The organism is Pantoea ananatis LMG 2665, assembly GCF_000710035.2.
In the GTDB taxonomy this organism is placed as follows: Bacteria; Pseudomonadota; Gammaproteobacteria; order Enterobacterales; family Enterobacteriaceae; genus Pantoea; species Pantoea ananatis.
This window is the reverse complement of the sequence record NZ_JMJJ01000009.1, coordinates 197,105-209,226: the sequence shown is the minus strand read 5'-3', so window position 1 is coordinate 209,226 and position 12,122 is coordinate 197,105. Positions and strand designations below refer to the sequence as shown.

The 12,122-nt window shown below is 53.7% G+C and carries 13 protein-coding genes; 6 read left to right on the top strand and 7 right to left on the bottom strand.

What is annotated here, in order from left to right:
* The first annotated feature begins 36 nt into the window (after positions 1 to 36).
* Positions 37 to 966 (top strand): HTH-type transcriptional regulator MetR, encoded by a 930-nt coding sequence (metR, locus tag EL29_RS18935; protein WP_014595023.1) that lies wholly within the window; start codon positions 37 to 39, stop codon positions 964 to 966.
* A gap of 72 nt (positions 967 to 1,038) precedes the next feature.
* Positions 1,039 to 1,518 (top strand): YehS family protein, encoded by a 480-nt coding sequence (locus EL29_RS18930; RefSeq protein WP_013024089.1) that lies wholly within the window; start codon positions 1,039 to 1,041, stop codon positions 1,516 to 1,518.
* A 145-nt stretch (positions 1,519 to 1,663) separates the two neighbouring features.
* Here the strand turns inward: EL29_RS18930 and EL29_RS18925 are convergent, their stop codons facing one another.
* Complete coding sequence (locus EL29_RS18925; RefSeq protein WP_013024088.1) at positions 1,664 to 2,524, bottom strand: carboxylate/amino acid/amine transporter; 861 nt, start codon at positions 2,522 to 2,524, stop codon at positions 1,664 to 1,666.
* Positions 2,525 to 2,875: 351 nt separating this feature from the next.
* Here EL29_RS18925 and glpT point away from each other — a divergent pair, with 351 nt between their 5' ends.
* Positions 2,876 to 4,216 carry a glycerol-3-phosphate transporter gene (glpT, locus tag EL29_RS18920; RefSeq protein WP_013024087.1) on the top strand — a complete coding sequence of 447 codons (1,341 nt, stop codon included), beginning with the start codon at positions 2,876 to 2,878 and terminating at the stop codon, positions 4,214 to 4,216.
* 40 nt (positions 4,217 to 4,256) lie between these two features.
* On the opposite strand, the gene yigL is transcribed toward glpT, so the two are convergent.
* Positions 4,257 to 5,057 (bottom strand): sugar/pyridoxal phosphate phosphatase YigL, encoded by an 801-nt coding sequence (gene yigL, locus EL29_RS18915; RefSeq protein ID WP_013024086.1) that lies wholly within the window; start codon positions 5,055 to 5,057, stop codon positions 4,257 to 4,259.
* Between the two features lie 54 nt (positions 5,058 to 5,111).
* Positions 5,112 to 6,104 (bottom strand): lysophospholipase L2, encoded by a 993-nt coding sequence (gene pldB, locus EL29_RS18910; RefSeq protein WP_014595021.1) that lies wholly within the window; start codon positions 6,102 to 6,104, stop codon positions 5,112 to 5,114.
* A gap of 114 nt (positions 6,105 to 6,218) precedes the next feature.
* On the opposite strand from pldB, the gene rhtB reads away from it, so the two are divergent.
* Positions 6,219 to 6,842: a homoserine/homoserine lactone efflux protein gene (gene rhtB, locus EL29_RS18905; RefSeq protein WP_013024084.1), complete on the top strand. Its 624-nt coding sequence runs from the start codon at positions 6,219 to 6,221 to the stop codon at positions 6,840 to 6,842.
* Positions 6,843 to 6,918: 76 nt separating this feature from the next.
* Here rhtB and rhtC read toward each other — a convergent pair whose 3' ends face one another.
* The 3 genes from rhtC to pldA are packed head-to-tail and all read right to left on the bottom strand — an operon-like array spanning position 6,919 to position 10,280.
* The gene (rhtC, locus tag EL29_RS18900) at positions 6,919 to 7,542 is read right to left on the bottom strand and encodes a threonine export protein RhtC (RefSeq protein ID WP_013024083.1); all 624 of its coding nucleotides are present in this window, start codon (positions 7,540 to 7,542) and stop codon (positions 6,919 to 6,921) included.
* Between the two features lie 12 nt (positions 7,543 to 7,554).
* Positions 7,555 to 9,381: an ATP-dependent DNA helicase RecQ gene (gene recQ, locus EL29_RS18895; protein ID WP_013024082.1), complete on the bottom strand. Its 1,827-nt coding sequence runs from the start codon at positions 9,379 to 9,381 to the stop codon at positions 7,555 to 7,557.
* A gap of 23 nt (positions 9,382 to 9,404) precedes the next feature.
* On the bottom strand, positions 9,405 to 10,280 hold the full coding sequence (pldA, locus tag EL29_RS18890) for a phospholipase A (protein WP_014606982.1): 876 nt from the start codon (positions 10,278 to 10,280) through the stop codon (positions 9,405 to 9,407).
* Positions 10,281 to 10,470: 190 nt separating this feature from the next.
* Between pldA and EL29_RS18885 the strand changes: the two genes are divergently transcribed.
* Positions 10,471 to 10,941, top strand: coding sequence for a thioesterase family protein (locus EL29_RS18885; RefSeq protein ID WP_014595018.1), 471 nt, complete (start codon positions 10,471 to 10,473; stop codon positions 10,939 to 10,941).
* A gap of 57 nt (positions 10,942 to 10,998) precedes the next feature.
* Here EL29_RS18885 and EL29_RS18880 read toward each other — a convergent pair whose 3' ends face one another.
* Entirely contained in the window at positions 10,999 to 11,472 is a 474-nt protein-coding gene (locus EL29_RS18880) for a nuclear transport factor 2 family protein (RefSeq protein WP_014595017.1), read from the bottom strand.
* 234 nt (positions 11,473 to 11,706) lie between these two features.
* Here EL29_RS18880 and EL29_RS18875 point away from each other — a divergent pair, with 234 nt between their 5' ends.
* Positions 11,707 to 12,084: a winged helix-turn-helix transcriptional regulator gene (locus tag EL29_RS18875; RefSeq protein ID WP_013024078.1), complete on the top strand. Its 378-nt coding sequence runs from the start codon at positions 11,707 to 11,709 to the stop codon at positions 12,082 to 12,084.
* The last annotated feature ends 38 nt before the right edge of the window (positions 12,085 to 12,122 follow it).

Below are 12,122 nucleotides of genomic sequence, written 5' to 3'. Positions count from 1 at the left end.
AGCGCAAATTATTCAGCTTCGATGTGAAGGACTCTCATGATCGAATTCAAACACCTCCGGACGCTTCAGGCTCTGCAGAATACGGGCTCGCTGGCTGCTGCTGCGGCTCAGCTTCATCAGACACAGTCGGCGTTATCACATCAGTTCAGCGATCTGGAACAGCGGCTGGGATTTCGTTTGTTTGTTCGTAAAAGTCAGCCACTGCGTTTTACCCCGCAGGGCGAAATTTTATTGCAGCTGGCAGAGCAGATACTGCCGCAAATTCAGCAGGCGCTTCAGGCCTGCCACGAACCGCATCAGACCACGCTGCGCGTCGCGATCGAATGCCACAGTTGCATTCAGTGGCTGACACCGGCTTTAGATAAGTTTCGTCAGAGCTGGCCCCAGGTGATGATGGATTTTAAATCGGGCGTAACCTTTGATCCGCAGCCCGCGCTGCAGCAGGGCGAACTGGATATTGTATTGACGTCGGATATCCTGCCGCGCTCAGGCTTGTTCTATTCACCCATGTTTGATTTCGAAGTCCGCCTGGTGCTGGCGCCAGATCACCCTCTGGCGCAGGTTGAACACATTTCACCTGAAGACCTGGCGGATGAAGTGCTAATGATTTATCCGGTACAGCGCCAGCGCCTGGATATCTGGCGCCACTTTCTGCAACCTGCGGGGATCAGTCCGGCGCTCAAGAATGTCGATAACACGCTGCTGATGATTCAAATGGTCTCGGCGCGCATGGGGATTGCTGCGCTGCCGCACTGGGTCGTCGAAAGTTTTGAAAAACAGGGCCTGGTGATCACCAAAACGCTGGGCGAAGGGTTATGGAGTCGTCTTTACGCCGCTGTGCGCGACGGCGAACAGCGCCAGCCGGTACTGGAAGCATTTATGCGGTTTGCCCGTCAGCATGCCTGCGAGCATCTGCCCTTTGTCAGGGACGCCGCGCATCCTGCGAAGGTTTTATTGCGTGAGTGACAAAGCTGCGCGATAGCAGGCAAAATCCCCTATAATGCGCAGCCTGTCGATTTACCATGAGAAGATCTCACCATGACTAACAACGATATTCTGCGCAGCGTGCGCTATATGCTCGATCTGAACGATGCCAAAATGGTGGCGATTTTTGCGCTGGCTGAATGTGAAGTGGCTCAGGCGGACATCACCAGTTGGCTGAAGAAAGATGAGGATGCGGCGTTTCGCCCCTGCCCCGATGTGGTGATGGGATATTTTCTTAACGGTTTAATTTTTCATCGCCGCGGAAAAAGTGAAGACGCGCCTGCGCCCTCCATCGAGCGCAAGATGAACAACAATATCTTTATGAAAAAGCTGCGCATCGCGTTTGATTTAAAAACTACCGACATTCCTGACGTGCTGAAAAAAGCCAACTTTACGGTCTCTCAGGCTGAGATTGGCGCGATCTTCCGCAAACCGGACCATAAAAACTACCGCGAGTGCGGTGACCAGATCCTGCGTAATTTTCTTAAAGGGCTGACGATGATTCATCGGCCCGCCACAGGTAAACCCGCTTAATCAGAAACGCTCTGACCGGAAGCAGCCCGCCTGTCATGCGGTCTGCTTCCGGTCAGGCTCAGGGGCGTTCACAGCCTGTTTCCAGCCCAGATGCCCTGCATTCCTCTCCCGCAACGGTTTACTCGCTGGCAAGGCCCGCCACGGACTATCTTGCGCTGTTGCCTACCACCCATCGCTTATGGACCCACAGCGACGCCATAATCACGATGGCTCCTGCGATAAAGCTTGGCCAGTGCGGCTTCTGCTGCCATATCGCCAGGTTCACCAATAAGCCGGCCGGAACGTGCATGTTATTCATAATGCCCAACGTGCCAGCATCGACCTGCGTCGCGCCGTAGTTCCACATAAAGTAGCCCAGCCCCGAAGCCGCGACGCCCAGCCAGACCAGAATGCCCCATTGCAGCGTCGTGGTAGGCAATTTATGGGGATTGCCCCAGGCTGCCCAGGCAACGATCGCAATCAGAACCGCGCCCAGATAAAACCATGAAAACGCCGTATGTTGCGGCATTGGACGGGTTTCCTGCAAACGTTTGTAGCCCACCATCCCCGCCGCGAAGCAGATATTCGCCAACTGGACCAGCAGCAGACCAAACCAGAAGTTATCGCTGACTTTGTCATAACGAATGATTGCCGCGCCAGCAACGGCCAGCAGCGCACTGAAAATGTAGCCCACGCGCAGGGGCCTTCGGCTTATCAGGTCGTAGATTAAGGTGACATACAGCGGCGTCATTACGGTGAACAGCAGGAATTCTGACACGCTCAGATACAGATAGGCTTCAAAACTCAGCAAATACATAATGCCCAGCTGCAACATCCCTACCAGCATATAGAGCAAGAGCGTCGAAGGCCGATAGCCGCGCCAGCGCAGGAACGGCAGAAACACAATGGCGGCCAGCGCCAGGCGCATCAGCACTGAAAACCAGCTGTCCACTTGCCCGGCAAGGTATTCACCGATCAGGCTAAAGGAGAATGCCCACAGAATGGTAGTAACAATCAATAAAAGCACGGTAACAACCCCGAAATAAACAGAGCGTCAGTGTAAACAATGTCCTGAATCAGAGCTGCATTATCTGGTTGACATCTGGTTATTTACCAGGCGATCAGGCAACGATCCCTCACCCCGACTTTTATCCGCTCAGGAGAGCATGCCTGAGGTTAAAAATGGGCGAAAAAGCGCATCTGCCTGGCATTTTCGCGCCTTACTGTAATAAAACTGTAACAAATTTGTCATTCATCACAGTAACCCAGTCCGCCTCTGTCTATTCTCTGCGCGAAATGGTGCATTGCGAGCACCCTTTTTTCTTTCGACCCAACCTGCTGGGAATCAAAACCATAATGCGCCCGGAGGGCCACCCTAATGTTAAGTATTTTTAAACCTGCACCACACCAGCCTCAGGTGGCAGAGGATCGTATCGATCCACTCTACCGCCGCCTGCGTTGGCAAATCTTTATCGGTATTTTCTTTGGCTATGCGGCTTACTACCTCGTCAGAAAGAATTTTGCCCTGGCCATGCCTTATCTGGTTGAACAGGGTTTCTCACGAGGCGATCTGGGGTTTGCGCTTTCCGGTATCTCCATCGCTTACGGCTTTTCCAAGTTTATTATGGGCTCGGTGTCCGACCGCTCTAATCCACGGGTCTTTTTACCCGCAGGATTGATCCTGGCCGCTTTCGTGATGCTGTTCATGGGGTTTGTTCCCTGGGCAACCTCCAGCATCATGGTGATGTTTGTGCTGTTGTTTATTTGTGGCTGGTTTCAGGGAATGGGCTGGCCACCCTGCGGACGCACTATGGTGCACTGGTGGTCGCAAAAGGAACGCGGCGGCATTGTCTCGGTGTGGAACTGTGCCCATAACGTCGGCGGCGGCATTCCTCCCCTGCTGTTTCTGCTGGGAATGGCCTGGTTTAACGACTGGAAGGCGGCCCTTTATATGCCGGCCTTTGGCGCCATTGTCATTGCCATCCTGGCCTTTGCCCTGATGCGGGATACGCCGCAGTCCTGCGGTCTGCCGCCCATCGAAGCCTACAAAAACGATTATCCGGCTGACTACAACGAAAGCCATGAAGAAGAGTTCACGGCGAAACAAATCTTCATGAAGTATGTTCTGCCGAATAAATTACTTTGGTATATCGCCCTGGCAAACGTGTTTGTTTATCTGCTGCGTTACGGCATTCTGGACTGGTCACCGACTTACCTCAAAGAGGTGAAACACTTCACGCTGGATAAGTCGTCCTGGGCTTACTTCTTCTATGAGTATGCGGGGATCCCTGGCACGCTACTGTGCGGCTGGATGTCCGATAAGGTGTTTCGCGGAAACCGTGGCGCGACGGGCGTGTTCTTTATGACGCTGGTGACCATCGCAACGGTGGTTTACTGGTTAAATCCGCCGGGTCATCCCGGTGTGGACATGGCCTGTATGATTATTATTGGCTTCCTGATCTACGGGCCGGTGATGCTGATAGGACTCCACGCGCTGGAGCTGGCGCCGAAAAAAGCCGCCGGGACGGCCGCGGGCTTTACCGGGCTGTTCGGTTATCTGGGAGGATCGGTTGCAGCCAGCGCCATTGTGGGTTACACGGTGGACTATTTTGGCTGGGATGGCGGATTTTTAGTCATGATTGTGGGCTGTGTGCTGGCAGTGATTTTGTTGCTGCTCACTATGGTCAGCGAGCATAAACACAAGCAAAAACTGGCCTAGCCGTCAGAAGGCCGGTTAACCGGCCTTCTGCTCCGGCGCACTACGATAAATACAACTTTCTGAGCGTCGCCGGCACGGCATCCTCAACATTGCTGCCAATCACTTCCAGCTCTGGCAAGGTATCTTTCAGGCGCTGATGCGCATTAGCCATAATGCAGCCCTTGCCCGCCATACTCAGCATTTCGACGTCGTTCATACCATCACCAAAGGCAATACAGTCTTTCAGCGTAAAGCCTAACTGTTTTGCCACAGATTCGAGCGCGTGGCCTTTTGAGACGCCGCCCGCCATCACTTCCAGACAGGTGGGCAGTGAAAAACTGACGTTGACCCTGTCTCCCCAACGCGCTTCAATCGCCAGCTCCATTGGAATAAGGTGTTCAGGCTCTTCGCAGGTGAAAAAGACTTTGCTGATGCCGTCAGTGGGCAATATGCCCGGTTCATAAACCTGATAATGAAAATCAGATTCGCGAAAGTAATCTTTCTCTGCCGGACTGCAACGGCTGACAAACCACTCATCGTCACGATAAACATGGGTCAGCACTTCCGGATGATGGTACTGCAGGCCGAACAGGTCCTGGGCGATATCCCAATCCAGGTTATGGCTAAAAATCAGTTCGCCGGCTGGATTATGCACACGGGCACCGTTTGACGTAATCATATACGCCGGAATCCCCAGCTTGTCGCGCATTTGTCCAACATCAATGTGATGGCGGCCCGTGGCGAAAATAAAGTGAATGCCTTTTGCCACCAGCTGCTGCAACGTTTCTCGGGCATCAGGCGTGAGGCGGTGTTCGGGTGAGAGCAGTGTGCCGTCCAGGTCGGACACAACAATGTGGTACATGAAAACCTCGGGTATCTGTGTCGGTTGGCCGTAGCCGGTAATGTAAACGGATAACTAGTGATGCGATAAAAAGAAATCGACGATCCCATTCAATGCTTCGGCGCGCATGCTGTCTTTTTCAAACAGAATCTCGTGGCGTGCACCTTTAATAACCTGGGGCTTATCGCCCTCACAGGGATGACCGGCTGCCGCCATGGCGGCGCAAAACAGATCTTGTGAGCGGTTATCCACCACGCTGTCTTCGCTTGCCTGAAGCAGCAATAGCGGCGTCGTTATCTTATCAACCTGACTGAATATGTTGCGTCCGGCATGAATGCCTTCCCGTACCCAGTGATAGGTGGGACCGCCAACACGAATCGCCGGGTCGTCCGCATAAAAACGCAGGCTGCGACGATAACGTTCATGACTGTGCGTCAGACGGTTAATGCCAAAGGGATGAGCCCGCCAGCGCCCCGTGCCTAATGCATAGCCATCGCGAACGGCAGGTCGTTTCTCTGCCCAGTCGAGGATCTTATGCGCCAGAAAAGAGGGTAACGGCAGCGCGATGCCAAACATCGGCGCAACCAGAGCCGCAGCGTGAAACGCGCCAGGCTGACGCGCCAGGAACAGGGCCAGAATTGCGCCCCCCATTGAATGCGCCAACGCATAACGTTGTTGATAATGACGGCTCACAATCTCTTTCAGATAGAGCGTTTCAAGGTCATCGACATAGTGGGAAAACTCCACCACATGTCCAAGATGCGAATCATCCAGCAGCCGATCGGATCGCCCCTGACCACGGTGATCGAGCACGATCACATCGAACCCACAGTGAAACAGATCGTAGGCCAGCTCGGGATATTTAACGTAGCTCTCAATGCGCCCGGGAACGATTACAATCACGCGCTTGTGTTGCGGTGAAATGAACCGAACGTAACGTAAGGTCAGATTTTCAACACCGGTAAATTCACACTCTTCACGGCTGTGCCAGAAATCAAGCAGTGGGCCGGTCGCGAAGGCAGCGAAGGCCTTTTCGCGTTGCAGCCAGCTTGCTCTGTGTTGCTTCATCCGCCCTCCTGATTGCCGGAAAAAAAGAGTCTGAACGGCCGCATGATGTCCATAGCCCTGCGCAGCATTCTGGCGTATTGTGTCACACTTCAGACGTGACAGGGAGTACAACCCATGACCATCGAATGGTGGCTGACTTATCTTCTTACCACCACAATTCTTAGCCTTTCACCCGGCTCTGGTGCCATTAACACCATGAGCACGGGCATCAGCCACGGTTATCGTGGTGCGGTCGCGTCTATTTCAGGCCTGCAGGTTGGTCTTGCCCTGCATATCGCCCTGGTGGGGATCGGTCTTGGGGCGCTTTTTTCCCAGTCGCTGCTGGCGTTTGAGATTTTAAAGTGGGCCGGTGCAGGCTATCTGGTCTGGTTGGGCATCCAACAGTGGCGCACTGCGGGCGCGATTGACCTCAACGCTATGTCGAAAGCCATGCCGCGTCGTCGCCTGTTCAAGCGGGCAGTAATGGTGAACCTGACGAATCCCAAAAGCATTGTGTTTCTGGCGGCGCTGTTTCCCCAGTTTATCCTGCCTCACCAGCCGCTGATGCTGCAGTATCTGGTGCTGGGCGTCACAACCGTTCTGGTGGATATCATCGTCATGATTGGCTATGCCACATTAGCCACGCGCATTGCAGGATGGATCAAAGGGCCCAGGCAGATGAAGCTAATGAACCGCATTTTCGGCGGCTTATTCATCGCGATTGGGGGACTGCTGGCCAGCGCCAGACGTATCGCCTGAACCGGCGGAGGCTGCCGCACGACAGTGACGCTGTCGGCAGCTTGCCGTAACGACTGACGTGTCCGGTAACCGGCTATCAGCGCGACAGGATCAGATGAATGCCAAAACCGGCAAACAGCACGCCCGCAACACCGTCTACCCACTTCGCAGCACGTTGATACTTATCCCGCATCCACGGCAGGGCAAAAACAGCCGCGACCAGAGAAAACCAGGCGAAGGTTTCAACGCTTATCAGGACGAACAGCCCCCAGCGTTCCAGCCCCCCCACATCGTTACCGATAAACAAGGAAAAGACGCTACCAAAGTAGATAACCGCTTTGGGATTCGACAGGTTGGTCAGCAGGCCTTTAATAAAGCTCATGCCTTTCCTGGGCAGTTCGACGACAGGTTCCTGCTGTACGGGCTGTTTGTGGCGCTGACGGGCTGAGCCAATTAACTGCCAACCCATCCATAGTAGATAGAGTCCGCCACCGACCATGATGATTTGGTGTAGCCAGGCCATCTTTTGCAAAATCAGATGCAGGCCCATCAACGCTACCGCGGCCCAGATCATGACCGCCAGGGTAATGCCCAGAACGCCCAACATCGCTTCTTTGCGCGAACGGCTGGCGGCGGTTTGCGAGACAAAAAAGAAATCCGGGCCGGGACTCATCAGGGCAACAAGATGGACCAGGGCAATCGTGCCGAACAAAATCAACATGGTAACTCCTCTTTACTCTTCATCGAGATGTTCTTTAATCATCAGCAAAAACGGCTTACCGAAACGTTCCAGTTTGCGGTGCCCCACGCCGTTCACGCTGAGCATTTCTGAGGCGCTCACCGGCATCTGCTCTGCCATCTCCAGCAAGGTTGCATCGTTAAACACAACGTAGGGCGGAATATTCTCTTCGTCGGCTATCGCTTTACGCAGTTTACGCAGCTTGGCAAACAGCTTGCGGTCGTAGTTGCCGCCATACACTTTGGCCGACCCGCTGCTTTTCGGTCTGGCGGTAATCAGTCTTGGCACCGCCAGCATCAGCGGAACTTCACCACGCAATACCGGTCGGGCCGCTTCAGTTAGCTGCAGCGCAGAATGCATGGCGATGTTTTGCGTCACCAGCCCCAGATGAATCAGCTGACGCAGGACGCTGACCCAATGCTCGTGGCTGTTTTCTTTACCCAGCCCATAAACGGGCAGCTTGTCGTGTCCCTGTTCGCGGATGCGATGATTATTGGCACCGCGCAATACTTCGACAATGTAGCCCATACCAAAGCGCTGGCCGACGCGATAAATACTGGAGAGTGCCTTTTGGGCCTCCACCAGGCCGTCATAACGCTTTGGCGGATCGAGGCAAATATCGCAGTTCCCGCAGGGCTGCTGACGTCCTTCACCAAAGTAGTTCAGCAGCACCAAACGACGGCAGGTCTGCGCTTCGGCAAAAGCATTCATCGCATTCAGCTTGTGACGTTCAATATCCTGTAACGGGCCAGGCTGCTTCTCTTCCAGGCATTTGCGCAGCCAGGCCATATCAGCAGGATCGTAGAGCATCATGGCTTCTGCCGGCAGGCCGTCACGTCCGGCACGTCCTGTTTCCTGATAATAGGATTCAATGTTGCGTGGAATATCAAAGTGCACCACAAAACGCACGTTAGGCTTGTTGATGCCCATCCCAAATGCCACGGTCGCCACCACGATTTGCAAATCGTCGCGCTGAAACGCTTCCTGTACGCGGGCGCGCTGGGCGCTGTCAATTCCGGCATGATATGCCCCAACGCTTAACCCCCGGCTTTGCAGACGTGCGGCGGTATCCTCAACTTTTGCCCGGCTGTTACAGTAAATAATGCCGCATTTACCGCGCTGATCCTGTACGTAACGCAGCAACTGCTCAGTGGGTTTAAATTTTTCCACCAGCGTGTAACGAATATTGGGGCGGTCAAAACTGCTGATTTGAATCAGCGGATCCTGCATATGCAGCAGGTTAATGATATCAAGACGGGTCGTTTCGTCAGCGGTCGCTGTCAGCGCCATGACGGGCAGATCGGGAAAGCGCTGGCGCATCTGTCCCAGCGCGCCATATTCCGGTCGGAAATCATGTCCCCATTGGGAAATACAGTGCGCCTCATCAACGGCCAGCATACAGGGCTGCCAGTGCGCCAGACTGTCAAGAAAGTTGTCCATCATCAGACGTTCTGGCGCGATATAGAGCAGCTTCACGCGCCCGTTGCGGCAATCGGCCATGACAACCTGCTGCTGCTCGCGCGTCATGGTCGAGTTCAGGCAGGCCGCGGCCACGCCGTTTGCCAGGAGCTGATCCACCTGATCTTTCATCAGAGAGATGAGTGGCGACACCACCAGTGTCAGCCCCTCGCGCACCAGCGCCGGAATCTGATAGCAGAGTGATTTACCGCCGCCGGTCGGCATCACCACCAGGCAATCCCGCCCGCTCAGCGCTTCATTTATGATTGTCTGCTGACCGGGACGAAACTGCTGGTAGCCGAAGGTATCCTGCAATACCTGCTGCGCCAACGCTTCCTGATTAAGAACTGCCGAGGTTGCCACTGTATTCCTGACTTAATGGTTGGTTAGAACAAATCGTTAAGGGTCACACCTACGCCTAAACGAGTCTGACGGTGGTTATAGTCAATGAGAGATTCACCATAGCCGCTAAAAAGCTGGGTGTAAAAACGCACGTGCTGGGTGATGGGATAACTCCAGCCCAGCGTAGCGCCGCCGTAACCGCTATTCCAGTTATAGTTGCCTTCCACGCTGAAAATGCTGTCACCCATCGCATAGCCCACTTTCGCCCGGTAGTAGCCCATGTATTTTGTAATATCCGGGTTATCGTCCGTGCTGGCGCTCTCAGAAATACGGAACCAGGGTTTGATCTCTGCGAGGAAATTACCGTTTTGCGCCATCAGGCGGGTATACACACGGTTCCAGCTGCGTGACGTGGGATCGCTACGGCCATTGGACTGATGATTCACGCCCACTTCAACATCACGTAGCGTCCAGCCGGCAAACGAATAATCGGTCGCCCAGCCCAGGAAAATCTGCGGCTCATAGTTTGTCTCGCGGAAGGGCGACGACTCTTTTTTATTGGATAGCTGCCACCATGAGCGCTGAGTATAGGACGCGGCTAACACGGAGTTGTCACCCAGGATGCCGCGCCACAGTGGAAATGCCAGACTAAGCTGGAATTTCACTTCGTCCTTACGGGCATTCTGCGCCCAGTTATAAGAGGAAATCGCCTCTTTATTAATGTCGCTAGTGTACGTGTAAAGCAGATAGTTATTTTCGTAAGGATAAAGCACAAACGGGTTGTCATGCTGCTCCAGCAGGTTGGCAATAATGCTGCCACGAACCTGGGGTGCATCGTGAACGTGTTTGATCGTGGCTTCGTCCGCCTGCGCCAAAGCAGGAAGTAACATTGCCGCCAGCAAGGCGCGATGCTTACGCATAGGATTCTCCAATGGAAACTGCGTATTCATAAAAGCGAATGGGTGTTGTAAAAAGCAGGACATTCTACACACAAATGTGAGCGAACATCAGCGCTGATTTCCTAAACTGGAAACCCTGTCGAGCGAAGCATAGAATAAACAACTCATTAACATCTACAGTTCATTTGTCAGCTGTTCAGGACTAAACACAATGTCATCCGTGCTATTGACTCAGCAGGACGCTCGCCGCCTGGTCGGTGAAATTTTTATTTATCATATGCCGTTTAACCAGGCACTTGGTCTGGAACTGGATCACCTTGACGCCGACTACGCTGAAATCAGTTTTGTGAACAAAACCATGCTGGTCGGCAATGCCGCTCAACAGATTCTCCACGGTGGGGTCACCGCCGCCGTACTGGACGTGGCGGCAGGCATGGTGTGCGTCAGTCATGCCTTGACGCGTGAGGAAACAATCAGTGAGGAAATGCTCCGCCAGCGACTGTCTCGCATGGGAACGATTGATATGCGGGTAGACTATCTGCGTCCCGGTCGCGGCGAGCGTTTTATCGCCACCAGTCGTTTACTGCGTGCCGGCAATAAAGTCTCTGTGGCGCGGGTGGAGTTACACAATGATCAGGGCGTTTACATCGCGACCGCCACAGCCACCTATCTGACAGGTTGATCACAGAACTGAACGCGTGGCAGCGTTTGAGTACTGCCACGCGTTATCCTGCCTGAATCAAAACATAGTATTGGTGTTCGCCGACGTCGCCGGTACAGCCTGAATCACATCCCAGTGCTCGACAATTTTGCCGTTTTTCACGCGAAAAATATCCGTAACGGCCTGGCCACGATCGTGTTCACCGTTGGTGGAGTGAACATGCAGCCAGACCAAATCGCCATCGGTCGCACTTCGGACGATGCGTGCTTTTGACTGCGGGTTTTTCCTGAAATAGTCGGTAAAAAAGTTAACAAGCGGTGCCTTGCCGTTTGGCACGCCGGGATTGTGCTGACGGTAATTATCCGCGATAACCCGGGCCGCTTCAGCGACCTTGTGGTGATTAAAAAATTGATCATAGAAATGGATCACCAGTGCACGATTGGCCTCTTCCACCTTGATATCCCGGCCTTCGCCAGGTTGTGCCGCGTAAACTGCACCCGCGGTCAGGATACCTGCCGCCAGCAACAGGGTTTTCAGAAAAGCTACCATCATTATTCTCCTTGATCGTTCGTCATAGCGCTGGTCGCGAGGCACCAGATTTTGAGTACACAGGGATTGCCTGACGTCTGTCGAATGCGATACAGGGTTTCGCTCAGACACCTGGTCACAAAAATAGACTGACGTCGTGACGGATGTTACATTCGCGCAAAATGGATAACAAGAAGTCACACCAGAGTGACTTAATCACCTGAAAGTGACGCTTAGCGATGCACAGGAACCGACCCGATGCCCAAATCTTCACCCGCAACCTTTACGTATCAACAACCTTGCCCCATCCGGGATGTGCTTGACCGGATAGGCGACAAATGGAGTTTATTGATTCTCGAAGCGCTGGCCGAACAGACCTTACGTTTCAATGAACTTCACCGTCATATTGGCGATGTTGCCCGTCAGGTGCTGTCACGCAGTCTGAAACGGCTGGAAATGGATGGCTATATCCTGCGCACACTTTATCCGGAAGTGCCGCCGCGCGTTGAGTACAGCCTGACGGATTTAGGCCGTTCATTTCTCGAACCCATGCAGCAATTAATTGCATGGGCAGATAACAATCATCAGGCCATCTGCCTTTCTCGCCAGCGCGCGCTGGAGCAGGAGAAAGACTGACCCAGCATTATCGCCAGATCGGGCTACAGAGATAACGA